The 26,713-nt window shown below is 63.0% G+C and carries 31 protein-coding genes; 6 read left to right on the forward strand and 25 right to left on the reverse strand.

The genetic code is table 11. The features are described from left to right. Window positions 1-113: 113 nt before the first annotated feature. Together LCF59_RS13085 and LCF59_RS13090 are read right to left on the reverse strand one after the other, a co-directional pair. Complete coding sequence (locus tag LCF59_RS13085) at window positions 114-662, reverse strand: peptidylprolyl isomerase (RefSeq protein WP_292288056.1); 549 nt, start codon at window positions 660-662, stop codon at window positions 114-116. After that, window positions 655-1,161, reverse strand: coding sequence for a peptidylprolyl isomerase (locus LCF59_RS13090; RefSeq protein WP_292288057.1), 507 nt, complete (start codon window positions 1,159-1,161; stop codon window positions 655-657). The genes LCF59_RS13085 and LCF59_RS13090 overlap by 8 nt, the downstream gene beginning before the upstream one ends. A 126-nt stretch (window positions 1,162-1,287) precedes the next feature. On the opposite strand from LCF59_RS13090, the gene pgk reads away from it, so the two are divergent. Together pgk and LCF59_RS13100 are read left to right on the forward strand one after the other, a co-directional pair. Continuing rightward, entirely contained in the window at window positions 1,288-2,466 is a 1,179-nt protein-coding gene (gene pgk / locus LCF59_RS13095; RefSeq protein WP_292288058.1) for a phosphoglycerate kinase, read from the forward strand. 154 nt (window positions 2,467-2,620) lie between these two features. Then, a complete protein-coding gene (locus LCF59_RS13100; protein ID WP_292288059.1) occupies window positions 2,621-2,923 on the forward strand; it encodes a septum formation initiator family protein in 303 nt (100 codons plus the stop codon). 13 nt (window positions 2,924-2,936) lie between these two features. On the opposite strand, the gene LCF59_RS13105 is transcribed toward LCF59_RS13100, so the two are convergent. Continuing rightward, complete coding sequence (locus tag LCF59_RS13105) at window positions 2,937-4,697, reverse strand: hypothetical protein (protein WP_292288060.1); 1,761 nt, start codon at window positions 4,695-4,697, stop codon at window positions 2,937-2,939. Between the two features lie 316 nt (window positions 4,698-5,013). Here LCF59_RS13105 and pdhA point away from each other — a divergent pair, with 316 nt between their 5' ends. The 3 genes from pdhA (at window position 5,014) to LCF59_RS13120 (ending at window position 8,838) form a co-directional block, all read left to right on the forward strand. After that, window positions 5,014-6,030: a pyruvate dehydrogenase (acetyl-transferring) E1 component subunit alpha gene (gene pdhA / locus LCF59_RS13110; protein ID WP_292288061.1), complete on the forward strand. Its 1,017-nt coding sequence runs from the start codon at window positions 5,014-5,016 to the stop codon at window positions 6,028-6,030. Continuing rightward, the gene (locus tag LCF59_RS13115; RefSeq protein ID WP_292288062.1) at window positions 6,030-7,412 is read left to right on the forward strand and encodes a pyruvate dehydrogenase complex E1 component subunit beta; all 1,383 of its coding nucleotides are present in this window, start codon (window positions 6,030-6,032) and stop codon (window positions 7,410-7,412) included. Before pdhA ends, LCF59_RS13115 begins: the two co-directional genes overlap by 1 nt. A gap of 115 nt (window positions 7,413-7,527) precedes the next feature. Then, on the forward strand, window positions 7,528-8,838 hold the full coding sequence (locus tag LCF59_RS13120; protein WP_292288063.1) for a pyruvate dehydrogenase complex dihydrolipoamide acetyltransferase: 1,311 nt from the start codon (window positions 7,528-7,530) through the stop codon (window positions 8,836-8,838). 120 nt (window positions 8,839-8,958) lie between these two features. On the opposite strand, the gene cysE is transcribed toward LCF59_RS13120, so the two are convergent. Then, a complete protein-coding gene (gene cysE, locus LCF59_RS13125; protein WP_292288064.1) occupies window positions 8,959-9,768 on the reverse strand; it encodes a serine O-acetyltransferase in 810 nt (269 codons plus the stop codon). 65 nt (window positions 9,769-9,833) lie between these two features. Here cysE and LCF59_RS13130 point away from each other — a divergent pair, with 65 nt between their 5' ends. Continuing rightward, window positions 9,834-10,190, forward strand: coding sequence for a TraR/DksA C4-type zinc finger protein (locus LCF59_RS13130; protein WP_292288065.1), 357 nt, complete (start codon window positions 9,834-9,836; stop codon window positions 10,188-10,190). Here LCF59_RS13130 and LCF59_RS13135 read toward each other — a convergent pair. From LCF59_RS13135 to mltG, 21 genes are all read right to left on the reverse strand, one after another. Beyond that, complete coding sequence (locus LCF59_RS13135; protein WP_292288087.1) at window positions 10,100-10,468, reverse strand: hypothetical protein; 369 nt, start codon at window positions 10,466-10,468, stop codon at window positions 10,100-10,102. The genes LCF59_RS13130 and LCF59_RS13135 overlap by 91 nt on opposite strands. Then, window positions 10,465-14,415 (reverse strand): glycoside hydrolase/phage tail family protein, encoded by a 3,951-nt coding sequence (locus tag LCF59_RS13140; protein WP_292288066.1) that lies wholly within the window; start codon window positions 14,413-14,415, stop codon window positions 10,465-10,467. Before LCF59_RS13140 ends, LCF59_RS13135 begins: the two co-directional genes overlap by 4 nt. A 5-nt stretch (window positions 14,416-14,420) precedes the next feature. Then, window positions 14,421-14,864, reverse strand: coding sequence for a peptidase (locus LCF59_RS13145; protein WP_292288067.1), 444 nt, complete (start codon window positions 14,862-14,864; stop codon window positions 14,421-14,423). Next, entirely contained in the window at window positions 14,861-15,748 is an 888-nt protein-coding gene (locus LCF59_RS13150) for a DUF2163 domain-containing protein (RefSeq protein ID WP_292288068.1), read from the reverse strand. Before LCF59_RS13150 ends, LCF59_RS13145 begins: the two co-directional genes overlap by 4 nt. Then, the gene (locus LCF59_RS13155) at window positions 15,748-16,380 is read right to left on the reverse strand and encodes a DUF2460 domain-containing protein (protein WP_292288069.1); all 633 of its coding nucleotides are present in this window, start codon (window positions 16,378-16,380) and stop codon (window positions 15,748-15,750) included. Before LCF59_RS13155 ends, LCF59_RS13150 begins: the two co-directional genes overlap by 1 nt. A 12-nt stretch (window positions 16,381-16,392) precedes the next feature. Then, entirely contained in the window at window positions 16,393-17,043 is a 651-nt protein-coding gene (locus tag LCF59_RS13160; RefSeq protein WP_292288070.1) for a phage tail tape measure protein, read from the reverse strand. After that, on the reverse strand, window positions 17,036-17,245 hold the full coding sequence (locus LCF59_RS13165; protein ID WP_292288071.1) for a rcc01693 family protein: 210 nt from the start codon (window positions 17,243-17,245) through the stop codon (window positions 17,036-17,038). The genes LCF59_RS13160 and LCF59_RS13165 overlap by 8 nt, the downstream gene beginning before the upstream one ends. Beyond that, the gene (locus tag LCF59_RS13170) at window positions 17,242-17,562 is read right to left on the reverse strand and encodes a gene transfer agent family protein (protein ID WP_292288072.1); all 321 of its coding nucleotides are present in this window, start codon (window positions 17,560-17,562) and stop codon (window positions 17,242-17,244) included. Before LCF59_RS13170 ends, LCF59_RS13165 begins: the two co-directional genes overlap by 4 nt. Before the next feature lie 2 nt (window positions 17,563-17,564). Next, entirely contained in the window at window positions 17,565-17,981 is a 417-nt protein-coding gene (locus tag LCF59_RS13175; protein WP_292288073.1) for a phage major tail protein, TP901-1 family, read from the reverse strand. 46 nt (window positions 17,982-18,027) lie between these two features. Beyond that, on the reverse strand, window positions 18,028-18,438 hold the full coding sequence (locus LCF59_RS13180) for a DUF3168 domain-containing protein (RefSeq protein ID WP_292288074.1): 411 nt from the start codon (window positions 18,436-18,438) through the stop codon (window positions 18,028-18,030). Then, a complete protein-coding gene (locus LCF59_RS13185) occupies window positions 18,435-18,773 on the reverse strand; it encodes a head-tail adaptor protein (RefSeq protein WP_292288075.1) in 339 nt (112 codons plus the stop codon). Before LCF59_RS13185 ends, LCF59_RS13180 begins: the two co-directional genes overlap by 4 nt. Beyond that, on the reverse strand, window positions 18,770-19,363 hold the full coding sequence (locus tag LCF59_RS13190; RefSeq protein ID WP_292288076.1) for a head-tail connector protein: 594 nt from the start codon (window positions 19,361-19,363) through the stop codon (window positions 18,770-18,772). The genes LCF59_RS13185 and LCF59_RS13190 overlap by 4 nt, the downstream gene beginning before the upstream one ends. 168 nt (window positions 19,364-19,531) lie before the next feature. Further along, the gene (locus LCF59_RS13195) at window positions 19,532-20,713 is read right to left on the reverse strand and encodes a phage major capsid protein (RefSeq protein WP_292288077.1); all 1,182 of its coding nucleotides are present in this window, start codon (window positions 20,711-20,713) and stop codon (window positions 19,532-19,534) included. Between the two features lie 30 nt (window positions 20,714-20,743). Then, window positions 20,744-21,286 carry an HK97 family phage prohead protease gene (locus LCF59_RS13200; RefSeq protein WP_292288078.1) on the reverse strand — a complete coding sequence of 181 codons (543 nt, stop codon included), beginning with the start codon at window positions 21,284-21,286 and terminating at the stop codon, window positions 20,744-20,746. 23 nt (window positions 21,287-21,309) lie between these two features. Next, a complete protein-coding gene (locus LCF59_RS13205; RefSeq protein ID WP_292288079.1) occupies window positions 21,310-21,537 on the reverse strand; it encodes a hypothetical protein in 228 nt (75 codons plus the stop codon). Continuing rightward, window positions 21,530-22,711 carry a phage portal protein gene (locus tag LCF59_RS13210; RefSeq protein WP_292288080.1) on the reverse strand — a complete coding sequence of 394 codons (1,182 nt, stop codon included), beginning with the start codon at window positions 22,709-22,711 and terminating at the stop codon, window positions 21,530-21,532. The genes LCF59_RS13205 and LCF59_RS13210 overlap by 8 nt, the downstream gene beginning before the upstream one ends. A 31-nt stretch (window positions 22,712-22,742) precedes the next feature. Then, entirely contained in the window at window positions 22,743-22,895 is a 153-nt protein-coding gene (locus tag LCF59_RS13215; protein WP_292288081.1) for a hypothetical protein, read from the reverse strand. 52 nt (window positions 22,896-22,947) lie between these two features. After that, a complete protein-coding gene (locus tag LCF59_RS13220; protein WP_292288086.1) occupies window positions 22,948-24,240 on the reverse strand; it encodes a terminase family protein in 1,293 nt (430 codons plus the stop codon). A 19-nt stretch (window positions 24,241-24,259) separates the two neighbouring features. Continuing rightward, window positions 24,260-24,607 (reverse strand): hypothetical protein, encoded by a 348-nt coding sequence (locus LCF59_RS13225; RefSeq protein ID WP_292288082.1) that lies wholly within the window; start codon window positions 24,605-24,607, stop codon window positions 24,260-24,262. 235 nt (window positions 24,608-24,842) lie between these two features. Next, entirely contained in the window at window positions 24,843-25,586 is a 744-nt protein-coding gene (locus LCF59_RS13230; RefSeq protein WP_292288083.1) for a sulfite exporter TauE/SafE family protein, read from the reverse strand. A gap of 31 nt (window positions 25,587-25,617) precedes the next feature. After that, a partial coding sequence (gene mltG, locus LCF59_RS13235) for an endolytic transglycosylase MltG (protein WP_292288084.1) occupies window positions 25,618-26,713 on the reverse strand: 1,096 nt, incomplete at its 5' end.

Consider the following 26,713-nt stretch of genomic DNA (forward strand, 5'->3'; position numbering starts at 1 on the left):
GCGAAACGCCAACTCCAAGGCAGAGGATCGTGATCCGCGCCAATCGCTGATGCCGCCCGATGGCGGCGGCAGCTTGACCAGTGCGCGGCCCGCAAGGGCCGCGCACATTCGGATCACTCCGTGACCGTTACCTCGGTCATGACATCGGGTTGCCCGACCACGGCGCCGCTGCGGCCCTCGCCGCGCTTGATCGCATCCACCACGTCCATGCCCTCGGTGACGGCACCGACAACCGTGTATTCGCCGTTCAGGAAATACCCCTCCTGGAACATGATGAAGAACTGCGAATTCGCCGAATCGGGATTCTGCGATCGTGCCATTCCGACGATCCCGCGATCGAACGGCCTGTCCGAGAATTCGGCCGGCAGGTCCGGGCGGTCAGAGCCGCCACGTCCAGCCATGCTCATGTCGCCGCCGTCGATCTTGCCGAACTCGACATCGCCGGTCTGCGCCATGAAACCGTTGATCACCCGGTGAAAGACGACACCGTCATAGGCACCTTCGTCGGCCAGCGTGGTGATCCGCTCGACATGTTGGGGGGCCACATCTTCGAACAGGTCGATGGTCACGGTGCCATTGGCGTCGCCGGCCACCTCGATTTGCAAGCCGGTGGCCAGCGCCGGGGACGCGCAGAGCGTCAGGAGACATGCAAATTTACGCATCAGCCGCCACCTTGACCGAGATCATTCGGTCCGGGGTCGCCGGCGGCTCGCCGCGGGTGATCGCGTCCACATGCTCCATCCCGTCAATCACACGTCCATAGACCGTGTATTGCCCGTTCAGGAAATGGTTGTCCTTGAAGCTGATGAAAAATTGCGAATTTGCCGAGTTCGGATTCTGCGACCGGGCCGCGCCGAGCGTGCCGCGATCATGCGGCAGCTTGGAAAACTCGGCAGGCAGGTCCGGCAGATCCGACCCGCCGGTTCCGGCGCGGCGGATGTTGAAGCCGTCTTCCATGTCGCCATGCTCGACATCGCCGGTCTGCGCCATGAAGCCGTCGATCACGCGGTGGAAACAGACATTGTCGTACTGGCCCGAGCGCGCCAGCTCCTTCATCCGCTCAGCGTGTTTCGGGGCCACGTCGGGCAACAATTCGATGGTCACGGTGCCATCCTTGAGTTCCATCAGGATGGTGTTTTCCGGGTCTTTGATCTCGGCCATGCCGCGCTCCTTCGCTATTCGATCTTGTCACCGGACTTAAAGCGCCTCCCGTCGAATGCCAAGGACCGCATTGACCTTGACAGGCTGCGGCGCCATCAGGGAGCAGCATCTGAACAGGAGGGGCAAATGGCCTGGAAAACGCTCGACGATCTGGATCTTGCTGGCAAACGCGTGCTGACGCGGGTGGATATCAATGTACCCGTCGAAAATGGCGTGGTCACCGATGCGACCCGGATCACCCGTATCGTTCCCACGATCACGGATATCCTGGACAAGGGCGGCACCCCGATCCTGCTGGCGCATTTCGGGCGGCCCAAGGGCAAACCGGACCCTGACCTGAGCTTGAAACACGTTCAGCCCGCGTTGGAAGAGGCGCTTGGCCGGGATGTGATCTTTATCGAGACACCGTCGCGCGACCAGATCGACAGCCTGCCCGCCAATTCGGTGGTGCTGTTGGAAAACACCCGTTTCTCCGAAATGGAGGAGGCGAATGATCCGCGGATGGCGCAGTCGCTTGCGTCGCTGGGGGATGTGTTTTGCAACGATGCCTTCTCGGCCGCGCACCGCGCGCATGCGTCGACGACCGGTGTCGCGCATCTGCTCCCGTCTTGCGCCGGACGTCTGATGGAAGCCGAACTGCGCGCGCTGGAGGCGGCCCTGGGCGATCCCGACCGGCCCGTGGTGGCCGTTGTTGGCGGCGCGAAAGTGTCGACCAAGCTGGATTTGCTGTCCAACCTGATCGAAAAGGTCGATGTGCTGGTGATCGGCGGCGGCATGGCGAACACCTTTCTGGCCGCGCAGGGCATCGATGTTGGCAAATCGCTGTGTGAGCATGATCTGGCCGATACCGCGCGCGAGATCGCCGACAAGGCGGCACGGACCGGCTGCGAGCTGCTGCTGCCGCGCGACGTGGTCGTGGCACGTGACTTCAAGGAAGGCGCCGAGTCCGAGATCGTGAAAACCGAGGACTGTCCCGCCGATGCGATGATTCTCGATGCCGGGCCGGACAGCGTGGCGCATATCTGCCAGACCTTCGACCGGGCCCGGACGCTGATCTGGAACGGCCCGCTGGGCGCGTTTGAAATCAGCCCGTTCGACGCCGCGACCAATGCGGCGGCCGCCTATGCCGCCGAATTGAGCCGGTCGGGCAAGCTGGTCTCTGTCGCCGGTGGTGGCGACACGGTGTCTGCGCTGAACAAGGCGGGGGCGTCCGACAGCTTTACCTATATTTCCACAGCCGGCGGCGCCTTCCTTGAATGGATGGAGGGCAAGACCTTGCCCGGCGTTGCGGCGTTGCGGCCTTGAGCTGATCAAACATGGAGAGAGTCCTGAAAGACACAATTTTCAGGCATCTCTCCGCAATCGATGCGGAATAGCTGTCAAGGGATTTTCATATGGCAAATCCATGTGCCATTCTCGCACCACGCATCCGCGCAAGAGGTGCGGTTCGAGGCATGAGATGACACAGAACTTTTCAAGACCGGCCCTTGGGGGGCTCGTGTTTTTCGCGGGCGCTATCTGTGTCGGGGCGTATTTCATCTTTGCCGCCGTTCAAGGTGACTATGGCGTTTTCCGGCGGGCGGAAATCATGGTGGAAACCCGCGAGCTCGAAACCGAGCTGCGGGCGCTGGAAATCGAGGTCTCGCGGATGGAAAACCTGACGCGCCGGTTGTCGGACAATTACCTGGACCTTGATCTTCTGGACGAGCGATCGCGCGATATGCTGGGTGTGATCCGCACGGATGAAATCGTGGTGCGGTAAGGCATTATCGACCTTACATGAACATCGCCATGAGCCCGAGAATGGGAATCACGGCCAATAATTCGACCAGGCCGCCCATATCGTTGTCGTCGCTTGTATCCTCAGCCGCCTCTGTCGTCGCATCCTCGGCGTCCACCGCGTCCGCGTCCGATGCTCTGGCGGCAACGGTGGGAAAGTCCAGGACATTGTCCCCCTCCGTATCCGCCGCTGCGTCGCCTGGTGCGGCTTCAATCAAGGGGTCGGGCAGTGTTTCCGGGGCCTGCTCGGATATGACATCCTGAAAATCCTGCGACGGGGTAAAGCCGAACATGCGCACCTGCATGATCTCGCCCTGGCCAAGCTGCACCGAAACGGCCGTGCCATCCATTACCTCCTCCGGATCGAGGTCTGTCACCCGCGAGGCCGATGCGCTCGATCCCGAATCCTCACCCTCCGCGACACCCAGCACCGAGATTTCCACACGGCCTGGATCCGACACCATGTCCGACAGATCGACACCGGTGTCGGCCCCGTCCTCGCCTGTGGCGGCCATGTAGAACAAAAGCTCGTCCGGTTCCCAAAAGCCGTGCACGGACAGGTCGTCTTCCTCGACCTCGGTATCCGCGCCGTTTTCGGGTGTCAGGTCGATCACCCGTTTACCGGGCAATGTATCCTGCATCATGTTGAACATGGCCCCGGCCGGCGACAGATCGGCCTGCCCGTCATCCACGCTCAGCGTGTTTGGCGTATTCTGGATCAACGGCCAGACATGGGCTTGCTCGACGTCATAGCGCAGGAACTCTTCCATGACGTTGAGCATTTCATGCGACTGGAAGAGCCCGTAATCGGTCCCCCGGTCGAGCGCACCGGTATTGCCCGCCGTGTTCCATTCGGTCACCGCGATCTGCGCATCGGGGATTTGTTCGCCCCATGTCTCGTCCGTGTCGTTGAGCAAGAAACTGCGCTGGCTTTCGTTGACCTGGCCTCGGGAATAGACATGCACCGCCACCTGATCGACGGAATGTTGCTCATCCGCCGTATCGAACTCGGACAGGATCATTTCGTTCGCCACATTGGTCCAGCTGACCTGACCGGAGCTGAAAACGCTGCTTTCATCCAGCGCCAGGCCATAGGTCTCGTTCAGGTCGGCGAGGATGTCGGCACTGCTCATGTCCTCGGGGTAGTCGTCGGACATCCGTGCAAAATTGAAATTGGTGCCAGACTGCACGATGATCTCGGCATCGGAGCCCGCAAGGTCGAGTTCGTCATTGACGATCAAGGCCATCTCGCTGGCGAGGCGGCCATATTCGATCGACGACATCTGGCCCGCGCCCCAATATTCATTGCCCAGTTCGAAGCCGTCAATCCGGGCATCGCCATGAACACCGGACAACACGTCGCGCACAAAATCGCGCAACACGGGTTCGTCGATTGCGCTGAACCTGTCGCCATTGGCGTCCGTGTCCTCCGACAGCAGATTGCGGGTCGGGATCACGACCGTCACGCCCAAATCTTCTTGCCCGGCATAAGACAGCGCTTCGTTCATCGGGATGAAATCCCGCAGCTCGCCCGTGTCGCGATCCGCCACGACAGACGCGTTGGGGTTGGCAATGTCGAAATACCGTTCCGTCAGCGAGCCCCCCGGATAGCGGAAAGACCCGACGCCCAGTTCCTCGATCAGGCGATCATAATCGCCGCCCTGTTCCAGCGTCGATCGCGTGGCCAGGACATTGGCACCGAACAAGCCTTGCGAGGCTTGCGGTCCCATGAATCCAAATGCGGCGATTTCTGGCATGACTGTGGTCCTTGCTCGGCAGCGGCCTCAATTTCTCCACATTTCAACCATGATGTCTGTAATTTCGATTAAATCTGCCCGATTTCGGCCATGATTGTCGTGGCCACAGGTATAAAACGCAGGGGGCCGCACCATTGTTTCGCCTTGCTTGCCACAATGGGGCTCACGCCCTGCCACGGGCCCGCCGCGCGCAGCTTGGCTTTGATTCGGGACTTGACCGGGCGTTTCCAGCACCTGAGCTCTTGCCATTTGCGAAGCGAAGGTCATACGCTCTGGCAAACCGTTGAATGCTGAACATTTCTGCACGGAGGCACCGATGGCGGCACGGAAACCACCAACCAAGACAGCCAGCGGTGTCAACGCCTCGGCCGAAGACCTGACGGCCCATTATCGCAACATGCTCTTGATCCGCCGGTTCGAGGAAAAGGCCGGCCAGCTTTACGGCATGGGCCTTATCGGCGGTTTTTGTCACCTTTATATCGGCCAGGAAGCGGTAGTCACCGGGCTGGAAGCCGCCGCCGAGGACGGCGACAAGCGGATCACCACCTACCGCGATCACGGTCACATGCTGGCCTGCGGGATGGACCCGAAAGGTGTCATGGCCGAACTCACCGGCCGGATCGATGGCTATTCCAAGGGCAAGGGCGGATCGATGCACATGTTCTCCGAGGAAAAGGACTTTTATGGCGGTCACGGCATCGTCGGCGCCAATGTGCCTTTGGGCGCGGGTCTTGCCTTTTCCGACAAATACAGGGGCAACGACCGCGTGACCTTTACCTATTTCGGCGATGGCGCGGCAAACCAGGGCCAGGTCTACGAGACATTCAACATGGCCGCGCTCTGGGCCCTGCCGGTGATTTTCGTCATCGAGAACAATCAATACGCCATGGGAACGGCGATGCAGCGCTCCACCTCGACGCCCGATTTGCACACACGCGGCGCGGCGTTCAATATCCCCGGTGAAGCGGTCGATGGCATGGACGTTCTCGCCGTGAAGGCGGCGGGCGACAAGGCGGTCAAACACTGCCGCTCGGGTAAGGGACCCTATATCCTCGAGGTCAAGACCTACCGCTATCGCGGCCATTCCATGTCCGACCCGGCCAAGTACCGCACCCGCGAAGAGGTCCAGAAGATGCGCGAGGAACGCGACTGCATCGATCATGTGCGCGAGCTGCTGTTGGAGGGCAAACACGCCACCGAAGATGATCTCAAGGCGATCGACAAGGAGATCAAGGGCATTGTCAACGCCAGCGCAGAGTTCGCCAAGCAAAGCCCCGAACCGGCGCTGGACGAATTGTGGACCGATATCCTTGCCGAAGAAGAGGCCGTGTGATGGCGACAGAAGTTCTCATGCCGGCCCTGTCGCCCACGATGGAAGAAGGCACCCTGGCCAAGTGGCTGGTCAAGGAAGGCGATACCGTCTCCTCGGGAGATATCATGGCCGAAATCGAAACCGACAAGGCAACGATGGAATTCGAAGCAGTCGATGAAGGCATCGTCGGCAAGATCCTCGTCCCCGAAGGCACCGAAGCGGTGCGTGTGAACACACCGATCGCCCTGCTGGTCGAGGATGGCGAACGTGTCGCCGAGGCGGACCGAACCGCGCCACCGCAGCAATTGGTGGCCAGGGACAAGGCGCAAAGCTCCGAGGACCAACCTGCCTCCGGAATGGACCATCCCGATCCCGCGCATGTCATCTCCAAAGCCGAGCCGCCCTGGCCAGACGGGACCAAGACACGCCAGATGACCGTGCGCGAAGCCCTGCGCGACGCAATGGCCGAGGAAATGCGCCGCGATGCCGACGTGTTCCTGATGGGAGAAGAGGTCGGCGAATACCAGGGCGCCTACAAGATCAGCCAGGGATTGCTCGATGAATTCGGCGCGCGGCGGGTGATGGACACGCCGATCACCGAACACGGTTTCACCGGCATCGCGGTCGGCGCGGCCTTCGGCGGATTGCGGCCCATCGTGGAATTCATGACTTTCAACTTTGCCATGCAGGCCATTGATCAGATTATCAATTCTGCAGCAAAGACGCTCTACATGTCGGGTGGCCAGATGGGTGCGGCAATGGTGTTTCGCGGCCCCAACGGCGCCGCCGCCCGGGTTGCAGCGCAGCATTCGCAAGACTACGCCGCGTGGTACAGCCACATCCCCGGTCTCAAGGTGGCGATGCCCTATTCCGCCTCGGACGCCAAGGGCCTGCTCAAGACCGCGATCCGCGATCCCAACCCGGTTATCTTTCTCGAGAACGAAATTCTTTATGGCAAGTCTTTCGAGGTGCCGGAGACCGAGGATTACACCGTGCCCTTCGGCCGCGCCCGTATCTGGCGCGAAGGGTCGGACGTCACCATCGTCAGTTTCGGCATCGGCATGACCTACGCGATGGACGCGGCCGGGAAATTGGCGGACGAGGGGATCGAGGCCGAGGTGATCGACCTGCGCACGCTGCGCCCCATCGACTACGACACCGTGCTCGGCTCGGTTCGGAAAACCAATCGCTGCATCACGGTCGAAGAAGGTTGGCCCGTCGGTGCCATCGGCAACCACCTGTCCGCCGTCATCATGGAACGTGCTTTCGATTGGCTGGATGCGCCGGTTCTCAATCTCACCGGCAAGGACGTGCCGATGCCCTACGCGGCCAATCTCGAAAAACACGCATTGGTGACCACCGCCGAAGTGGTCGCCGCCGCACAGAAGGTCTGCTACGTATGACCAGTGATCTCGCCATCCGCACCCGCGATGTCGTGCGCGCCGCGTCGGATCGCCAAGACGGGCGCGACGCCGAAAGCCCCCGACGACCTCATCGCCCTGATCGAGGAGAGCTGACATGCCCATAGAGATCCTCATGCCCGCCCTGTCGCCCACGATGGAAGAGGGCACGCTGGCGAAATGGATGGTCAAGGAGGGCGAAACGGTGTCATCAGGCGATATCATCGCCGAGATCGAGACCGACAAGGCGACGATGGAATTCGAAGCCGTGGATGACGGCGTGATTGGCAAGCTGCTGGTCACCGAAGGCACGACTGCTGTGAAGGTGAACACACCCATCGCCATGCTGCTTGAAGACGGTGAAAGCGCCGATGACCTGGATGCGCCCGCCACCCCGAAAGAGGACCCGGCCTCGAGCCATGTCGCCCCGGCCGAGCCGTCCGCGTCCACCGCCCCGTCACAAGGCTACGGGCGCGGCGACGCGCCCGAACCTCAGTCTGGGGGCGCATCCGGTGACCGCATCTTCGCCTCCCCCCTCGCCCGCCGGATCGCCGCCGACATGGGCCTGGACCTCGGCAAGATCAAAGGTTCCGGCCCGCGCGGACGCATCGTCAAAGCAGACCTTGAAAACACTCCGGCACAAGCCAGCGCTTCAGACCGCGCACCGGCTGCCGCGGGTGCGACAGCCGCGCCAAAGCCGGTCGATGCCAGCGCCGTGGCCAAGATGTACGAAGGCCGCAGCTATACCGAAGTGCCGCTCGATGGCATGCGCAAGACCGTCGCCGCGCGCCTGACCGAAGCCAAGCAGACAATCCCGCATTTCTACCTGCGCCGGTCCGTCATGCTCGACCCGCTTGTGACCTTCCGATCGCAGCTGAACGCGCGGCTCGAAAAGCGCGACATCAAACTCAGCATCAATGATTTCATCATCAAGGCCTGTGCCCTGGCCCTGCAAGAGGTGCCTGCCGCCAACGCCGTCTGGGCCGGCGACCGCATCCTGCAACTCCAGCCTTCCGACGTGGCCGTTGCCGTCGCCATCGAAGGTGGGCTCTTCACGCCGGTGCTGAAAGACGCGCACCAGAAATCCTTGTCTGCCCTCTCCTCCGAGATGAAAGACCTCGCCGCCCGCGCCCGCGCCCGCAAGCTTGCACCCCATGACTATCAGGGCGGCAGCTTTGCCATCTCCAATCTCGGCATGTTCGGGATCGAAAATTTCGACGCGGTGATCAACCCGCCGCATGGCGCAATCCTTGCGGTGGGAGCGGGGATCAAGAAACCGGTGGTCGCCAGCGATGGCACACTCACCGTGGCGACGATGATGTCGATGACGCTCTCGGTGGATCACCGTGTGATCGATGGCGCCCTGGGTGCACAGCTCTTCCAAGCCATCGTCGACAACCTCGAAAACCCGATGGCAATGCTCGCCTGACCCAGTCTTCTCTGGTTCAAAAATATCCCGGGGGAGTCGCCCTTTGGGCGACGGGGGCAGAGCCCCCGCTGTTTCCGCCAACCGAAACCGGCGCTGCGTCGACGCAGCGCCTAACTTACCTCAGGCGCCAGACCGCAAAATCTGGTCCATGCTGATCGACGGCTGCGGACAGCCCGCCTCGCCCACGATCCGCGCGGGCACGCCGGCCACGGTCTTGCAGGGCGGCACCTCTTCCAGAACCACGGACCCCGCCGCGATCCGCGAGCAATTGCCAATTCGGATATTGCCCAGCACCTTGGCCCCGGCGCCGATCAAGACACCGTCTCCGATCTTCGGATGCCGGTCTTCCTCCTCTTTGCCGGTTCCGCCCAGCGTCACCGAGTGCAACATCGACACGTTGTCCCCGACCACCGCGGTTTCGCCGATCACGATGGAATGGGCGTGGTCGATCATGATCCCCTGCCCGATCTTTGCCGCCGGGTGAATGTCCACACCCAGCGCCTCCGAGCAGCGCATCTGCACGAAGTAAGCCAAATCCATACGTCCCTGTCGCCAGAGCCAATTCGCAAGGCGATAGCACTGCACCGCTTGGAACCCCTTGAAGAACAACAACGGCTGCAAAAACCGATGGCACGCCGGATCCCGCTCATAAATCGCAACGATGTCGGCGCGCGCCGCTATCGCCAGCTCCGGATCGGACGAAAACGCCTCGTCGCAAATTTCGCGCAAGATTTGTTCCGTCATCTCGCCATTCGCCAGCTTGAGCGAAATACGATAACTTATCGCCCGTTCAAGGCTCGGGTGGTGCAGCACCGAATAATGGACCATCCCGCCCAAGAGTGGCTCATGTGCCACGGCGTCATCCGCCTCCTTGACGATGCGGGCCCAGACAGGGTCGACCGATGCGAGTTTCGCGCGTGTTTCCGCCATGCCATCTCTCCTTTGACATCTGAACAATAGCAGATAGGCTCACATGTCGAAAACGCAAAGCTGTGATGACAGGAATCAGGAAATTGAATGAAGCCACGACCCACCGGTTTCGCGAAGTGATCCTTTCACGTCTTGAAGAATTGGAGGCCGAAGATTCGCTCGGTCGCGACGGGCAATCTGTCGTGTCACTCGACCAGCAAGCGGTTGGCCGCCTGTCCCGGCAAGATGCGTTGCTCAGCCAATCCATGGCCAAGGCCACACAAGCAAGACGCGATGCGAAGCGTCGTGGATTGCGCGCCGCGATAGCGCGTCTGGAAGAGGGTGAATTCGGCTATTGCGAAGACTGCGGCGAGGATATTTCCCCAAAGCGTTTGGAACTCGATCCTACTGTCACCCGGTGCATCAGCTGCGCCTCGGGGTGATCCAGCCGCTCCAGCAAAGCCGCTAGCACAGTGATCCAGACCCGAAGCCCGGCCCCTGTCTGGAACGACGCTTCGGCACGGCGCGAATATCGCAGTGACGCCGCCAGAAGGCTTCCATCGCCATAAACCGGGTGTCCGTGCCCCCGGCTCTTTCGATGCCGCTCGGCAAGATCGGCTTCTGCCAGAAGCCGTGCAGCCAACTGTCCTTGCTCCTCAATCGGCGATCCAGACACCGCGGACACCGCCGCCAAAACGTCGTTGTAAATCACCGGCGTCATGCCGTCACCGCCACTTGGGCCCAAGCGCCCGGGCCAAAGCGATCCGACACTTGCGCAACCTCGAAGACACCGTCTCCGGCAAAGCCGTCTTCGGCCTGCATGGCCGGCGTGTAAATCCACTCAGGCTCCGATATCTCGACTTGCCGGCGCAGCGAACCGTCAACCCTCACGCGCAGGTAATACGCCTCGCGCGCTTCACCCAGCGGGATATCGGGCAAGCCCCAGCCGTCGCCTTCGATTCGGGCACGCCTGATCCACGATAGCCGGATATCACTCCCCTCGGTTCGCGCCTTCAGATGCACCGGGCGATAGGGCCGCAATCCATTGCCCGCAAAAACATGCAATTGTTGCCTGTAGGCGGCATGATCATATGGCTTGTCTGCCGGTCCGATCCGGTAGGACCGGGCCTGCCCGCGCAGGGCCAAAGGCAGCTCGATCTGTCCCGGCGTGCCATCGAGCAACACGAAATAAGCACCCGCCGCCAAAACCGTCGGCGTCATCGCATCCGTACCCGCCTGTCCGCGCAAAAGATGACTGAGCCGCCATTGCCCGCGTCCGATCAGCTCCGCAGTCTTGAACTGGATCACTTCCCAATCGCCGGGCGCTCCGGTCCCGAGAGCCGCGAGATTGGCGCCGCTCAGGATACCCCTGTCCGAGACCGAGGACAGCGTCCCTGTTGTCAACGCAACATCGATCTGCGTCCCGAGATCCACCAATCCCGATGGTGCCACAGACACCTCGTTTAGCGTCACTCCCACCGTCGAGGCCGACCGAACCACTTTGTTCAGGCGATATCCAGCATCCTCTGCCGCATCATAAAGCGCCACATCGCCTGGCCACGGATCGGATGTGACGGCCAGATGCGGCGCATAGGGGACCTCGTCTCCCCGGATCAACGGCAGATCAAGAAAGAGCGGCAGCACCGGCCCGCTGGCCTGGAACCTCTGCGCGGAGGTTGGATCATCCGGAAAATCGGCCGGGTGATAAACCTCCGGCTCAATCCGGACCGCGTCAATCAATTGATGTGTCGTTTGCTCTACCCGGTCGATGCGCACGGTCATGTCGCCCGCCCCCCCGGGCAGCCGGATCACATCACCCGCGCCCAGCGCCTGCTGCGACAGCGGCAGGGCAAATCGCACCGTGTCACGCGACACGCGCGCCTCGCTCAGCCAGCGTTCCACCGCCTGTCGCCCTTCGGGCCGCGTCAGAAGGATCGGGACTTCGCTTTCGGCAACCGCATGTGTCTCTTCGTCCGGCAAGACCGATTCTTCGGCGATGTTCCGATAGTCGCCATCGGCCTGCACAAAGTTGAGCCGCACGCGGCCCGACATTTCGGCGTCCGAACTGCGAGACTGTACGACATCTGCACCCAAGTCGTCGTGCCGGGCAAATTGCGCCATGTTCAGATTTGCCGGACGCGCGCCATCCCGGTTCCGGAACACGAGAACGCCATCCCGCTCGATCGCGTCAAATCCGTAGGCGATCATCAAGGGCTGCAATGCGCGCCGCGCCTCCGCAACGTCAGGTGCCAGATAGCCGCGCACAAAGCCGTGCAAGGCGCTCACGTCATGATCGTGCAGCCCCGATCTTTCACAGATCTCGGCCACCACCGACGCCAATGTGCGCCCTGACACGCGCCCATTGATCCAATGCCCGCGCCGGTAATTCGGTCCGTCCGACCACATCTCCTCCACATTGGGAAACCACGGATAGGGCCGTGCATCCCAGGCCCAGACGAACACACGACCCATGTCGATCATGGGATCACCGTAGACAGTGGACACAGGGTTGTGCGCTGGATCGCCCCAGTAGCTTAGCATCGCGCGCAGATACTGATGCTGGATCAATTCATCCCGCAATCCGTTGGAATACATCGGCAACGTGCTTTCAGAACTTTTGGGGTCCAGGAACTTGTTTGGCTCGTTGGTGGCCTTGTCGACGGCCGCACAACCGATCTCTGTGAACCAGATCGGTTTCGATTCCGGGACCCACTCTGTCGCGGCGGTCTGCCGAACACCGCCGATCCGATCATGATGCGGCTGGGACCACCAGTTGCGGATATCCTTGTAGCGGTAAACCCACGGCTCTCCATGCGCGCCATCTGTGATCGCCTCGCGCTGCTGCAGATCGCGCGCCTCGGGTGACGGGTAGTACCAATCGTACCCCTCTCCTCCGGCGATGTTCTGGCGCAGATAATCGAGGTCATAAATCGACCCCCACTCTGCATCGGCATGATCTTCTCCATCCCGCCAATCGGACAGGCGCATGTAATTGTCGATCCCGATGAAATCGATATTCGGATCAGCCCAGAGCGGATCAAGATGAAAATACACGTCACCACGTCCATCCTGCGGGTGATAACCGAAATACTCCGACCAATCGGCGGCATATCCGATCTTGACGTCCGGCCCCAGAATTTCCCTGCAATCCGCAGCCAAAACCCGCAGAGCCTCAACCGCCGGAAACCCCAACGCGCCGCGCAACTGCGTAAGGCTGCGCATCTCGGACCCGATGCAGAACGCAGTCACATCGCCAGCCAGCGCGCAAAGATGGGCCTGGTGCAGGATGAACCGTCGATAGCCCCAGTCCTGCGGCACCTCCGGTTCCCCGGTGTCTCCGTTGTCCTGCACACCGGGATCAAGGGTGTCCGGCACGTATCGGACAACACCGTCCTCGATGGTGAAATCGTCCACCTGCGCGGCGCCAAAGAACGCCGCCACTTCGGCGTCGATCGCACTGGTGCCTGTCAGATCGCCCGCTTGTCCCGGCGCCACGCTTGCCGTGATCCGCCCACGCCATGGCAGCTTGGGTTGTTCGCCCTCACCGGTCCAAGGGTTCGGCAGATCATTCCCCGGCATCTGCTCCATCAGGATAAACGGATAATAAAGCACATCCAGACCCTTGGAGGTCATATCCCGGATCGCCTGCACGACCGACGCGTCACAGGGCGTTCCTCCGTAGACGGGCCGGCCGTTTTCGACCGGCACGGTCCCGGCGTCCTCGCGGTCCAAGCCACTCACCCGCCATGGCATCCCCGTGCTGTCGGTCTCGGTCTGTTCGACCTTCGGCTCGATCACGCAGGAGCCGCAGCGCAGGTCGCTCCCGAACCAGCTCACGACCAATGACGCCGCTCCGCAATCCGGCACTTCGTCTTGCAGGTGTCGCAATGACGTGACGAAATCCGGCCTGTCGGAGGGGCTGTTGACATTCACGACCTGTGACTTGCCCGCGCCACTATCCAGAGACACTGCTTCCGTCGCCAGCGAATATTCCCCGGTGCCGGGGATCATCGCCACCGCGCGAAGGTTGAACGGCACATCTTCCGGATTGTCCTGCACAGGCCGTGTCACCTCGAAGCTGAACTGCGGCACCCGATTGCCGAAGCGCTCCAGATCCAGGTCCTCGAAAACGACATAGGCGGTCCCGCGATAGGCAGGCACCGCGCCAACGCCTTCGACCGCTTCCATCTTTGAATCCGGCAATTGATCCCCGGAGCCGGAATACACGCGCATGTTCAAATCAAAAACAGACACTTCCGCACCATCCGCCCACACGCGGTTCACGCTGGTGATATCGCCCTCGCACAGGGCAACCGCAAGACTGACCGAGTAGGAATATTCCCGGATCTTGGGCTGACCGCCCTTGCCACCTCCCGATGTCGACGTCTTTTCGGTGAATTGAGTCGCCCAGATGATATGCCCACCAACCCGCATGCGGCCATAAATCTGCGGGATCGGTTGCCCTTCTCCCGCCGTGCTCAGCCGCAAGCGGTCAAGCCGCCCGGTCTCGATGGTCTGCCCTCCGGCCCCGAGGATACGCTGGTCGATGGCACGGCCCAGCGTCGCCCCCGCAAACCGTCCCACCGCTGTCATGGACAAGCCAAGAACCGAGCCGCCCAAGCTGCTGCCCAGCGCTGCCCCCGCTGCTGAAAGAACCAGTGTCGCCATCAGTTTTATCCCTTGTGTTTTTCCGGGAATGCGAAACGCGCCACGATGCGCCGCTGCCATGGCGCGCTCAACGCTGTCTCGATAACCCCGTGTCCGGAATACGCATGCACGAAGCTGCCCCGCGCCCCAATGCGCGCCTGAAGCCCAAGATGTTTGGCAACGCCACGGTCTCGCATGCGCAGCAGGATCACATCCCCGGGCGCTTCATCGTCTATCCCCTTGGCCCGCATCCGGTCGGCAAGCGCACGCAAGAGCGGCTCGTCACGCCGCGCCTCGGCCCAGTCCGGCGAATAGGGCGGCACAACAGCCGGCTCGCCACCCAGCACGTCGCGCCACACGCCCCGCAAAAGGCCAAGGCAATCTGCACCCGCGCCGCACAGGCTTGCCTGATGCACGTAAGGTGTGCCGATCCAACGCCGGGCGGCAGCAACCACATCAGTCTCGGTCATCTCAGGCTCCCACCACTGCGCGATTGCGCCATGGTTGGATGGATCATGATCCATTCTTCCTGCGGAATATCCGGAAAACCCTGAAAGTTTATGAGGTTATTGAACTTGCTCCGGCAGGTTTCAAATCTCTTGTCGCATCCCGCGATCAGCTTCACGCGGTCGCCGGCATCCAACCGCGCCCGCAACGGTTCCCAAAGGTCGATCTCGCGCGTGCCGTCATCGAACAGCACATCGCGCTTGATCGTGGCCCAAAGCCCGTCGGCCTGCCCGTCCAGAACAGTCAACCGGCCGCGTTCGAACCATTCCACGGCGAATCCAGATGCCCCAGCCAAGGTCAACCGTCCCTTGTCACTGACACCAGTGACGGTCGCCTCGGTCCACATGCCATCGCCGCTGATATCGACGCCGCAGGCATTGTCCCCCAGAACTGCCGAACACGGTGCCTGAAACACGCGCCCCACGGGGCGATTCAACCACTCGGTCAACCCACGCAGCTCGGCTGAAAACGCACCACCGCTGCGCGTGATTTCGCCCAGGCTGCCGCGAAACAGAACCTTGCGCGCCGAAAGATCCGACCAGTTGACCAGCCAAGCCGTCACCTCTGCGCCATCAAAGCGCCCCGCTGCGATATCCGCTTCGGTCACGCTGTCGTCGCTCAGCGCGCCAACAGCCTCGGAATTGTCCACCGCCAGCCCGGTGCCTTGCTGCACCGCGGCGGCGCTCAGCCCGGTATCGGCCCTGAACAGAACTCCGCCGAAGTCCAGGTCGCGGTCATGGTCGGTAAAACCGAACCGCCGCCCGTCCTTGCGCTTGACTTCCCAGGCACGTGCCACGGTTGTCACACTCTCGGCCAGATGCGCGGCCAGCGCCTCTGCCCCGGCCATCAGACCCGCAGCTCCACGACCGGCACATCCGGCACCTCACCGGCCTGAAACGTCGCCGCACTGGTGTGAATACGGTCCGTGTCGAAGCGCACGGGCACGTCATACTCGAACCCAGCCGCCACCAACGCACCGGCAGGTGGAGCGGTCACGAATGTCACCGCACCTGTAGCAGTATCGACGCTGAAATCCGGGCCCTCGGCCTGCTCCGCGCCATCCAGCGCAACCCGCAGGCTGCCGGCAACCGGCTTTGCGATGGGACGAACATAGCTGGCATCACCCGAGGCATACGCCTTGCTCAGCGGGAAAATGCGCGCAGCCCCATCCCCCGTTCCAATCTGCTGGTCGGTCGCGGAAACCTGCGCCGACGGGATACAGGATTTGAAATCCGACCAGTCCTTCCAACGAAAACCGAACATCTGCCCGCGCCGCGCCTCGAAAAAGGCGATCAGCGTGTCGATATCATCCATCGATCGCAACCCGATCCCGGCGTCATATCGCCTGCGCGAATGCGCCCAGGGCGTGTTGCGCTCCTCGAACCCGCTGGCCAGCGCGACCACATCCGTCCTTCGCTCCGGCCCCCCGATAGAGCCAAAGCTCAAGGCAGTCGGAAACCTCACCTCGTGAAACTGCATGGCTCTCCCTCCTCAAAGATTGCGTTGACCGGCACCCAAAACCCGGCCCATCCGTGCCGCGATCTGGCTTTGCGACCGCCGGAACCCCTGCACATCCGGGGTGGAGATATTCATGACCACGGTGACAGACCGGCCGCCACCGCCTGAACGGACACCAAGCTTGCCATCAGCCCCGCGCGCCAGCGGCATGATCGCTTCGGGGCCCGCCTCGCCCATCAATCCGACACCGCCGCGCATCGGGAATGTTGTCGGCCCACTGATCACGCCACCATCCGCAAAGGGCATCACGCGTCCCTGCGCAAAGCTCGCACCATCGGCAAAGGGCAGCAGACGGGTCATCCCCTGCATGACCATCCCGCTCAAATGGTCCTTCACCGGGTTTGCCGCCGCGCGGTAACTCGCTCCGATCATGGATTGCGCGATTCCGCCCAACGCGTCCGACAGTGACTTCCCGTCCAGGACAACTGCATCAATCGCCCGGCTCAATCCTCGGGTCAGCGCACCTTCCAGTTTCGACGCGCCTTTGCCGGTCTCCGACAAGGAGTCCCGAACCTTGGCCATCTCGGCCTGGAACCCGCCCGCTATGGTCGTTGCACCCGCAAGCACCTCTTCCAGGGCACTGACCTGCGCCTCGAAACCGTCGATCCCGTCCAACTCAATCATTCACATCCTCCCGGTCCTCAGACCGCTTGTCCGGATACGCCGCCATCAGCGCATCCAACCCATTCCGCCCAAGTGCCCCGGGACCGCTGCCGCCCAAAAGGAGGTGCAGTTCAGCCGGGGTCAGTTCCCAGAACTCCGTCGGTCGCAAACCCAAGCCACGCAGTCCCGCGCGCATCAGCCCCGGCCAGTCGAACCGGCTCACGCCTCACCCACCGGCGTAAACGCGCGCGCCAGCAAGTCCGCAGCCACCCGCGCTGCCGCCAGGGGTCCACCTTCGATCTCGGCTGCCATCAAATCCGCAGCCGTGCCGCGCCAGCCGCCGCCACGCAATCCGGCGACAATCAGGGCCAGCACATCCCGGCTCGAACAGCCACCGCTTTCGAACCGCGCCACAAGATCGACCAACGTGTCTTCGCCCAATTCAGCCTCAAGCTCCGCCAAGGCACCAAGGGTCAACCGCAATACATAGGGCTCCCCATCGATCACCAGCGTCACCTCTCCACGCCACGGGTTCGCCATGGTCAGACCGCCGCCGTAAAGGCCGCGGAACCGGCCGAGGCGAGCGACACCTCATAGGTCGCCTCGCCGTTATGCGACCCGGCATATTCCAAGCCGGTCACCTGGAATGGCGCCTGCACCACCCCGAAATCGGGGATAATCACCTGAAATTCGGGCGTCTGGCTGTCGAAAAAGATCTGCCGCGCCCGTTCATCCGTACTGGCATCCTTGAACACGCCCGCCCCCGAGATCGCGACGCTGCGCACACCGGCACCTGCCAGCAATTCGCGCCAGCCACCTTCGCTCTCGAGCGAGGTCACATCCACCGTCTCGGCGTTGAAACTGACCCGCGTGGCGCGCAGCCCCGCCAATGTCTCGAAAGTGCCGTTGCCATCCACATCGACCTTGATCAAAAGGTCTTTCCCGTTCTGAGCACCCATTGTCCACACTCCCTGTCTGGAATTTGTTTGGAAATACGCAACGCCCTCAGGCGTCATCCTCGACCCGCGCGCGAAAGATCAGGTCGATCCGCCGTCGCCCCGCCTTTTCCCTCCGCGCCACCGCGCGTTTGAAGGTCAGCGCCACCAACCGCCCACGATCCAATGCCAAATCCGCGTCGATCAGAGCGTCGCAGACCGCAGCCGACACCTCTTTGGCCGTCTGGAAGCCCGCATCGTCCGAGACCACGGAAACCGCGAATTCGTGCCACGCCCCATGCCCCGTCTTGTCGCTGGCATCCTTCGCCTGTTCCGGCCCCAGCGCGACATAAAGATCTGGTAACCTCCCCTTCGGCACCGCGTCATAGACCCGATCTCCGACCAGGACGGACAGCCCCGCATCGCTCTGTAATTGCTGGTACACAGCCCCTTGCAACGCCGCCGCCACCGCATAGCTCATGTCGCCACCTCTTCGTCGCAAATGCAGATCAGGAACCGCGCAGCGGGATCGGCCTCCGTTACCGAATTGATCCGGAACACCCGTGCGCCATCACGAAACCGCTGCTCTGGCAAAGGCCGCGCGGAATGGCCCTGTGGGGCTGCCCGCACGGTGATCCGAAACCCGGTCACAGAAACTTGCCCGGTCTCGCCCCTGGTCTCGCGCCCCGTGCGTGGCTTCACCTCGCCCCAGAGCACGCCCAGCGTCGCCCAGCTTTCGTGCATGCCGCCCGCGCCATCTGGAACGGCCTCCAGCCGCTCCAGAACCAGCCTTGATGTCACCCGCGGCCCGCTCATGTGCCGAACCCCAGCCGCACCGGGCGATAGCGCGCGATCAGGCTGGTCACACCGAACGGCATGCACCCCTGGCCCAGCGCCGTCTCGTCCCGGTATTCGTAATAATGTGCCGCCAGCAGCATCACCGCCTGCGCCAGATCGGCCGGCAGATCGCCGAACACGTTCGCCATCCCGGCCTGGAACCGCAGCTCGGCGCTCCCGTGCTCGGGGATCAACGGAAGACACGCACCGGAAGGCGCCAGCCTCGGGACCTCCCCATCCTGCACCAGCACATAGCGATCCGGCGTCACCACCGTGCCTGCGCCCAACGCATCGACCAGCGTGATCTGCGTGACCACCTGCACGGGCGCAATCGGCAACACCTGTCCCATCACATTGCGCCAGCGATGCAGGCTGCACAGGAAATCCCGCACCAAAAGCGCCTTGCCGGTCCGCGCTTCCACCGCTGCAATCGCCGCGCGCAGAAATCCGCCCAGCAACCCGTCCTGAAGCCCATCCTCGGCAAAACCGCTGCCCAGCCGAAGATGGTCTCGCAGCCGCGCCACCGGCAAAGCCGCGTCAGGTATCTGGCTCTCTTCAATCAAATACATCTCGTGTTCTCCGCAAACCTGTCCCTTGATCGGGGGCCGGGGTGTTGTCGGACGCGCGCCGCCGTCGTTGCTCGGACGGAGGGGAGCGGCTAGACAACGCCGGCACTCCGGCGCGCGCCCCATGAGGAAGACGGCCCGCACCGCCTTCCCCATGCCCGCCATCACCACTCAGGCAGTGGCAACGCGCAGCAGCTTGATCGCGGCGAAATCGCTTACGTCACCGCCCACACGCTTGGTCGCGTAGAACAGGACGTGCGGCTTGGCGCTGAACGGATCGCGCAGCACGCGCAGGTCGGGACGTTCCGCGATGGTGTACCCGGCGCGGAAATCACCAAAGGCAATCGCATCGGCCCCCGTCGCGATGTCCGGCATGTCCTCGGCGATCAGCACCGGATAGCCCAGCAGACGCGCCGGCTCAGCACTGGCGAACCCGTCGGACCAAAGATGACGCCCATCCGCGTCCTTTAGTTTCCGCAAGGTGCCGGCCGTTTTGGAGTTCAGAACGAAAACAGCGTTCGCCCGGTATTCCGCGCCCAACGCGTAGACCAGCTCGATCAATGCGTCGCCAGTGCCGATATCGCCGTCCAGGCCGGTCGGGACATAGCCAAGGTTGCTCCAGGTCCAGACGTCGTTGTCGATTGTCGGATGGGTCAGAAAGCCCCGCGGCTTGTCATTGCCATCACCGGCGACAAACGACCCCGCCTCGGCGCGCGAAAACGTGTCGGCAATCTTGCCCGCCAGCCAGGTTTCGATATCAAAGGCCGTGTCATCCAGCAGACGCTGGCTGGCTTTTGGCATCGCGCTCAGCTCGTGCAGCTTGATCGAAATGCGGTCTATGGTCGGCGATCCGGTCTCGGAGCGCGCGCTGACCTCATCTGCCCAGCCAGCCCCGGCATCGCCCTGGTCGATCAGCACGTCATAGCTCGACGCCTCGACATTGACGACCGACGCCACAGCCCGCAAGGATGCGCTGCTCGACAGCACGCCCTGGATGGTCTCGGACGTCACCGGATCAATCAGGAAGCCGCCGTCGCCGTTCACGACCGTGGACATGGATTTCACATCCAGCTCCAGCCCGCGCAGCGCATCGTCATCCCCGGTGCGCAGATAGGCATCAAAGGCCCGGTAGTGCACGTCTTCGGTCTTCACACCTCCTGCCAACGCTGGGCGGCCCTTAAAGGCGGTTTTCTGGTCGAAGTTGGTCATTCGCTTTTCCTGTTCCTGTAGCTTTGTGTCGAAGTCGTCTCGCTGGCGGCGCAGATCGTCCACCAGCCCCGCCAAGGCGGCCCCCACCTGGGCGAACGGAGACACATCTTCCCCGCTCCGCGACGTTGTCCCGGTCTCACTCATCCCGATTTTCCCGTTGTCAAAAGGCGGCTCTCAGCCGTCCACCAATGTCTGGCGTGCCTCGTCGATCAGACGCGCCATCTCCCGCAGATCCGCCAGTTCGGGGGCTTCCCCCTTGGCCGCAACCCGCGCACTGGGCAGCATCGGGAAGGTCACGAGCGACACCTCCCACAGCTCCAGTTCCGTCAGAACCCTGCGGCCCTGCCTGTCCTTCGTCGCAGCCTTCGTGCGATAACCGATCGACAGCCCGTCGATCACGCCCGCCGCCACCAGCGCGGCCGCCTCGCGCCCCCGCGCGATGCTGTCCAGCAGACGGCCTTTCACATAAAGCCCCGTTGCGTCCTCGCGCACCTCGTCCCAGATGCCGATGGGCTGCGCCGGATCATGCTGCCACAGCATCTTCACCGCGCCTCCACTCGTCATCAACCGGTCAAGCGACGCCGCATAGGCGCCCGAGGCCACCACGTCATTGCCCTGATCGCACTGCCCGAAGCGTGATGCATAGCCTTCGATCATGCAGCCATCCGTCATCGTCACGGCTGCATCGAACCGGCAAAATTTCCGTTCCAGTTCCATAACCTTACCCCTTTTTCCGACGCTCATGGCGCGGCCTGCAAAACCCCGATGAAAACATCCGCAGCCACCGCCGCCGCGACGCCATAGACCGCCAGCCAGACCCGCCGTTCCAGCCGCTCGAGCGATCCTTCGATCCGGTCCAGCCGGTCTGAAATGCCCTCGAACCGCACCAGCGTCAGCCGCTCATGCGCCTCCAAGCGCAGCGCCGGTGCACAGTCGAACGGCTCGTACCCTGGACGCGCTTCAGCCATTGGCCGTCTCCTCGGACAGAACCGGCAGGCCCAACAGGCTCCGCTTCTCCGCCGCAGTCAGGAACTCCGCCCGCGCCACCCGCGCCCATTGCGCATCGCGCTCCGCTGCCAGTGCAGGGACCTGGTCGAGATCGGGCTTCAGCACCACGTCCTGCCCGATATGCTGCGACAGCCAGACCGACACGGCGGCTGAGACACGGGCCACAAGCGGCAAGACCGTCAGGCGGTAGAAGGCCCGATGCGCTTCGGCGTAATTGGCGAATGTCGCCTCTCCAGGAATCCCCAGCAGCATCGGCGGCACGCCAAAGGCCACCGCGATCTCGCGCGCCGCCGCTTCCTTGGTCTTCTGGAATTCCATGTCCAAGGGCGAAAACCCCATCGGTTTCCAGTCCAGCCCCCCTTCCAGCAGCATCGGCCGCCCCGCATTGCGCGCGCCCATGTGGTGGCTCTCGATCTCCTCGACCAGCCGGTCGTACTGCTCGGTCCCCATGCCCGACACACCATCCGTACCGTGGTACACAATCGCCCCCGAAGGCCGCGCCGCATTGTCCAGCAACCCCTTCGACCAGCGCGACGCGGCATTGTGCACGTCCAGCGCCTGAGCCGCCGCCACCATCGGACTCAGCCCGTAATGGTCATCCTGCGGATGAAACGCCTTCACATGGCAGACAGGCCGCGCGCCCTCGCCCATCTCGAACCGGTGCGCCTTGCCACCGACCCCGTACTCATAGGCCACCGGCCATCCATCCGGCCCCGGCACCAGCTTCATTCGGTCGGACCGCAACACGTGCAGCTCTCCCGGCACACTACCGGCGCCCACTGCCTCGAAATACCCGTCGCCGGACAAAAGCAATTGTCCGTAGAACGCCTCGAACAATTCCGCCTGACCCTGCGCCGGATTCGGGCGGCGCAGCAGGTCCAGCACCGGATGCACCTCGTAGCGCTGTCGCGCATCCTGCAAGACCAAAGGCACGGCTGCACCCGCCTCAGCGATCAGCTTGACCGCCCGGAACCCCACCGGGTTCCCGGTAAAGCCCGTCCGCGTCAGCGACGCGGTATCGCGCGCCGACCATGCGACGCGGCCCATGTTCTGCCAGGCCACGACCGGACCGGTCGCGCTGGCCTTGGCCTCGACCTCATCCTTGCGCCCTCGCCGAAAGACATCCCAAACCATGCTGCTCCGTTCCTCGCGATTCCATTTCGTTTCAGATGTGGCCGGGATGCGCGTTCGACGCGTCCCGACCACCGATTTGCCAAAGTCCCCAAAGGCCTCCGGCAGGCCCGGCAATGGCGCTTTCCTCCGCAGACCGCCGCATCGCGGGGCCCCGCTCCCAATCCACCGGTCCGTCAAATTCCATGCCGCGGTCCGATCTCCGCGTCCTCGATGAAACCCAATCTAAGGTTCAAAGGTTAATGGCTGGAAACCATACCGTTCGCTCCGCGCACCAAGGTGCGCACGCGCGGCACGCGCCATTCCGCCGCCCGCGAAATCACCAGGTCGGTCAGCGCCCAGACCAGCGCATCAAGCCTGTCCGGGCTGCCCGCCCCGGAATAGCCCGCCCGCGTCATCCGACACATCTCGTCCTCCAGCACGTCGAACACGCCATGATGGGTCACGCGCCCCTGCTCATACAGCGCCGCCACCGGCTCGGCCCGCGCCGCCTTGGACCGCGACGCATGGACCCGCAGGACCGGCACCAGTGGATCGACCTGCCGCAACACGGCCTCGACCATGTCGCCGCCCTGGTTGACCTCGGCCACCAGCGCGTTGGCGCCCCAGCGCTCCATCGCCGTGATCGCGCGTCGCGCCCAGACCAGCGGCGACACGCCTTGCACCGTGGCATCCTCGAGCACGACCGCCCGCCAATCCTGCGGCGGTCCATCGGTCACCACCCCGGCAACGATGATCCCACAGGCGTCCGAACCGTCGTGACTGCTCGCGGCCGGGTCCACGGCAACGACGATCCGGTCGAAGTCCGGCAAAGCGTCGCAGCGCACAGCCTCCAGTGTCTCCAAGGTCCACAACGCCCCCTCGACCTGGTCCAGCAGCTCCCCATCCAGCTCCTGCCGCCCCAACCGCGTCCCGGCATAGCGCTCGCGCACCTCGTCCAGGAATGATGACGCCAGATAGGCCCGGTTCGCCTCGGTCGGCGCCCGCGTCACCACCGTGGACGGCGCGGACAGCAACTCCTTCAATACCCCCACGTTCCGCGGCGTTGTCGTCACGCAAACACGCGGATGGGACCCCAGCCGCAGCGTGAACTGCAACATGTCCCACGCCTCCTGCGCGCGCTTCCACTTGGCCAATTCATCCACCCAGGCCGCATCGAACTGCGGCCCTCGCAAACTCTCCGGGTCGTGCGCCGAACAGGCCACCGCCTCGGCCCCGTTGGGCCAGCGCAGCATCCGCCGCGTTGCCAGCCATTCGGGTCTGCGGTCCGGCGGTGAACAGGCCATGATGCCACTATCGCCGAAAATCATCACCTCCCGCACCTGGTCGAGGGTCTCGCCCACCAGGGCCACGCGCCGGGCCTGCCCCTTGTCCAAGGGTCGTGCGCCTTCCACCATGCATCTCACCCATTCGGCGCCGGCGCGGGATTTCCCCGCGCCGCGCCCACCAAGGATCACCCAACTTCGCCAGTCCCCCTCCGGGGGCAACTGGTGCGGATGGGCCCAGAACTCGAACAGGTACGGCAACGCCATGAGCGCCCCCGGCACCTCCTCAAGACTGGTCAGGAACCCGTGCCTCTCGGCAACAGCTGCGGAGGCGATCAAGTCGGCACCCGACCGCGTCCCGCGCCGCATCAAGATCGAGCCCGTAGCTCCCCCGGATACCGGCGTGTTCTCGTCGATGTCTTTCAATCTGAACCTCCGTTTCCTTGGCGTGTTTCAGCCAGACGCGCAGATCGGCCAGCGCTTTTGCCGCCTCTCCGCCCGTGCCTGTCTCACCGGCCTCAACCTTGTCCCGCAGGACCGCGACCATCTCTCGGATGGTTCGCAATTCCCGCGCAATGGCAGCGCGCTCCTGCTCGAGCGCGCTGCCGTCTTCATCCGCAGTGATCAAAACCATGCGATCGCTGCCTCCTCGTGCTGAATGGATCTCCGTCCATCGATGCATCGACAGGAATGTGCCCCCCCGATGCCTAGCAGGCACGGGGTGTTAAACAGCACAGGGCAGAACAACACTCTAACGCGCAGATCGCCGGAGCAAGGATCTGGAAAGATTCGCAGCGGACAGGCCCAAAATCCATGGGCGCCACACAAATTGAAGTGATTCAGTTTTGCTTAAACACAAGCCAAAAAGCTCAGAACAAACCCCGCCGCAAAAGGTTCAGCCCCAAAAGCAGGAACACGTAAAGCAGCACCTTGCGGAATTTCTCGTTCGACAACCGGCGGCGCAATCGCGCTCCCAGGCCAAACCCGATCAGCGTTGGGATCACCAACGCAAGCGAGATACCGGCAATCTCGGACGTGACGAACCCCTGCTGCACATAGGCGGTCACAAACGGGATGCCGCCAAAGAACAACAAAAGTCCCGTGGCACGAACGAACTCGTCCTTCTCCACGCGCCGCGCGCTCAGATACATGATGACGGGCGCCACCCAGACGCCCGACAGGCCGCCAAGGATACCCGCTGCGGTTCCGAACCCGAGCTGGGCTGCAAAATCGTACCGATCCGGGATCACCGGCATGACAAAACGCAGGTTCAACACCGCGAACGCGACGATTGAGATCCCCAGTGCCAGAAAAATCACCTGATCCGAAACATCAGCTGACAAAGTAACGGTCACGAAAACGCTCAATCCGATCACAAGCGCGAACGGCCAATAGCGACGGAACGACCCTCGAATATCGCCCATCGTCCACATCTGCCACGCATTCGCGACGATGATCGGCACGAGCCCCATCGCAATCGCCGTGCGCGGGTCGATCACGATGGTCAAAAGGCTGATCGCAGCGGTGGGCAAACCGATCCCCACCAGCCCCTTGACCGATCCCGCGATCAGGAAAACAACAGCGCCCAAAAGCAAAAGCGTGACATCGCTCATGCGGGCAATCCGCGTTCAGGATCCGACAGTGTCAATTGTCCCGCTGCGCTTCCAGCGCCCGATAGGCCGCGACATTCCCGTTATGCTCGGCCAGTGTTTCCGCGAAATTATGCCCGTCCGACGGATCAAGCGTCTTGGCCACGAAGAAGATATATCCCGTCTCGTCCGGGTTCAGCGCCGCCTCGATACTCGCGCGCCCCGGATTGGCGATCGGCGTCGGCGGCAGCCCATCGATGACATAGGTGTTCCAAGGCGTCTCGCGGCGCAATTCGCTTTGCCGCAACCCCCGCCCCAGCACACCTTCGCCCCGGGTGATACCATAGATCACCGTCGGGTCGGTCTGGAGCCGCATTCCCTGTTCCAGACGATTGTTGAACACGCTCGACACGAGGAACCGTTCGTCCGGCGTGCCGGTCTCCTTCTCGATGATCGACGCAAGTATGAGCGCCTCTTCCAGGCTCTGCAGCGGCACGCCATCCTGCCGGTTCGCCCAGGCTTCTGCCAGGATTTGATCTTGCCGTGACCTCATCCGCGCGACCAGGTCGGCGCGTGTGTCGCCGGGCGCGATCTCGTAGCTGTCGGGAGCCAGCGTGCCTTCGGCCGGGATGTCCTCGACCTCCCCTTCGAGCACGTCGATCTGGTCCAACTCCTGCACGATTTGCCAGCTGGTGACCCCTTCTGCCAGCGCCACGCGGTACCGTGTCTCCGCCTCGCCCTTTACCTCTGCATAGGCCTCGGGCACCGCATCCTCTTCGGGATTGAACTGCGCGATCTCCTCGAACCGTCCCGTCGCGGGGTCAAGTTCGCGCACCTGTACCGACGCGCGGGTGATCCCGACACGATAGACCACTTCGGTGCCACAGGTGCTCGCCCCGCCGCGTGTGACGATATCGACGATCTCCTGCATCGACGCCCCCTCGGGCACAAGGAACGACCCCGCCTTAAGCTGGCTCGTCTTGCCGGCATAATCCGCCCCGACCCGGAACAGCATCGGGCTCGACACCGCGCCATCCTCGGCCAGCGCCTGGGACACCCGCCGGAAATTCGACCCGCGATCCACCTGCACGCAGATCGCCTGCTCCAACGGCCCTTCCGAGACATAGGTGTTCTGCGCCCAGATCAGGGCG

Source organism: Marivita sp. (assembly GCF_020055675.1).
In the GTDB taxonomy this organism is placed as follows: Bacteria; Pseudomonadota; Alphaproteobacteria; order Rhodobacterales; family Rhodobacteraceae; genus Marivita.

Bases quoted from the DNA above. Each gene is read 5' to 3' on its own strand.
- LCF59_RS13085 (WP_292288056.1), bottom strand. From the start codon at position 662: ATGCGTAAATTTGCATGTCTCCTGACGCTCTGCGCGTCCCCGGCGCTG.
- LCF59_RS13090 (WP_292288057.1), bottom strand. From the start codon at position 1,161: ATGGCCGAGATCAAAGACCCGGAAAACACCATCCTGATGGAACTCAAG.
- pgk (WP_292288058.1), top strand. From the start codon at position 1,288: ATGGCCTGGAAAACGCTCGACGATCTGGATCTTGCTGGCAAACGCGTG.
- LCF59_RS13100 (WP_292288059.1), top strand. From the start codon at position 2,621: ATGACACAGAACTTTTCAAGACCGGCCCTTGGGGGGCTCGTGTTTTTC.
- LCF59_RS13105 (WP_292288060.1), bottom strand. From the start codon at position 4,697: ATGCCAGAAATCGCCGCATTTGGATTCATGGGACCGCAAGCCTCGCAA.
- pdhA (WP_292288061.1), top strand. From the start codon at position 5,014: ATGGCGGCACGGAAACCACCAACCAAGACAGCCAGCGGTGTCAACGCC.
- LCF59_RS13115 (WP_292288062.1), top strand. From the start codon at position 6,030: ATGGCGACAGAAGTTCTCATGCCGGCCCTGTCGCCCACGATGGAAGAA.
- LCF59_RS13120 (WP_292288063.1), top strand. From the start codon at position 7,528: ATGCCCATAGAGATCCTCATGCCCGCCCTGTCGCCCACGATGGAAGAG.
- cysE (WP_292288064.1), bottom strand. From the start codon at position 9,768: ATGGCGGAAACACGCGCGAAACTCGCATCGGTCGACCCTGTCTGGGCC.
- LCF59_RS13130 (WP_292288065.1), top strand. From the start codon at position 9,834: ATGACAGGAATCAGGAAATTGAATGAAGCCACGACCCACCGGTTTCGC.
- LCF59_RS13135 (WP_292288087.1), bottom strand. From the start codon at position 10,468: ATGACGCCGGTGATTTACAACGACGTTTTGGCGGCGGTGTCCGCGGTG.
- LCF59_RS13140 (WP_292288066.1), bottom strand. From the start codon at position 14,415: ATGGCGACACTGGTTCTTTCAGCAGCGGGGGCAGCGCTGGGCAGCAGC.
- LCF59_RS13145 (WP_292288067.1), bottom strand. From the start codon at position 14,864: ATGACCGAGACTGATGTGGTTGCTGCCGCCCGGCGTTGGATCGGCACA.
- LCF59_RS13150 (WP_292288068.1), bottom strand. From the start codon at position 15,748: ATGGCCGGGGCAGAGGCGCTGGCCGCGCATCTGGCCGAGAGTGTGACA.
- LCF59_RS13155 (WP_292288069.1), bottom strand. From the start codon at position 16,380: ATGCAGTTTCACGAGGTGAGGTTTCCGACTGCCTTGAGCTTTGGCTCT.
- LCF59_RS13160 (WP_292288070.1), bottom strand. From the start codon at position 17,043: ATGATTGAGTTGGACGGGATCGACGGTTTCGAGGCGCAGGTCAGTGCC.
- LCF59_RS13170 (WP_292288072.1), bottom strand. From the start codon at position 17,562: ATGGCGAACCCGTGGCGTGGAGAGGTGACGCTGGTGATCGATGGGGAG.
- LCF59_RS13175 (WP_292288073.1), bottom strand. From the start codon at position 17,981: ATGGGTGCTCAGAACGGGAAAGACCTTTTGATCAAGGTCGATGTGGAT.
- LCF59_RS13180 (WP_292288074.1), bottom strand. From the start codon at position 18,438: ATGAGCTATGCGGTGGCGGCGGCGTTGCAAGGGGCTGTGTACCAGCAA.
- LCF59_RS13185 (WP_292288075.1), bottom strand. From the start codon at position 18,773: ATGAGCGGGCCGCGGGTGACATCAAGGCTGGTTCTGGAGCGGCTGGAG.
- LCF59_RS13190 (WP_292288076.1), bottom strand. From the start codon at position 19,363: ATGTATTTGATTGAAGAGAGCCAGATACCTGACGCGGCTTTGCCGGTG.
- LCF59_RS13195 (WP_292288077.1), bottom strand. From the start codon at position 20,713: ATGAGTGAGACCGGGACAACGTCGCGGAGCGGGGAAGATGTGTCTCCG.
- LCF59_RS13200 (WP_292288078.1), bottom strand. From the start codon at position 21,286: ATGGAACTGGAACGGAAATTTTGCCGGTTCGATGCAGCCGTGACGATG.
- LCF59_RS13205 (WP_292288079.1), bottom strand. From the start codon at position 21,537: ATGGCTGAAGCGCGTCCAGGGTACGAGCCGTTCGACTGTGCACCGGCG.
- LCF59_RS13210 (WP_292288080.1), bottom strand. From the start codon at position 22,711: ATGGTTTGGGATGTCTTTCGGCGAGGGCGCAAGGATGAGGTCGAGGCC.
- LCF59_RS13215 (WP_292288081.1), bottom strand. From the start codon at position 22,895: ATGGAATTTGACGGACCGGTGGATTGGGAGCGGGGCCCCGCGATGCGG.
- LCF59_RS13220 (WP_292288086.1), bottom strand. From the start codon at position 24,240: ATGGCGTTGCCGTACCTGTTCGAGTTCTGGGCCCATCCGCACCAGTTG.
- LCF59_RS13225 (WP_292288082.1), bottom strand. From the start codon at position 24,607: ATGGTTTTGATCACTGCGGATGAAGACGGCAGCGCGCTCGAGCAGGAG.
- LCF59_RS13230 (WP_292288083.1), bottom strand. From the start codon at position 25,586: ATGAGCGATGTCACGCTTTTGCTTTTGGGCGCTGTTGTTTTCCTGATC.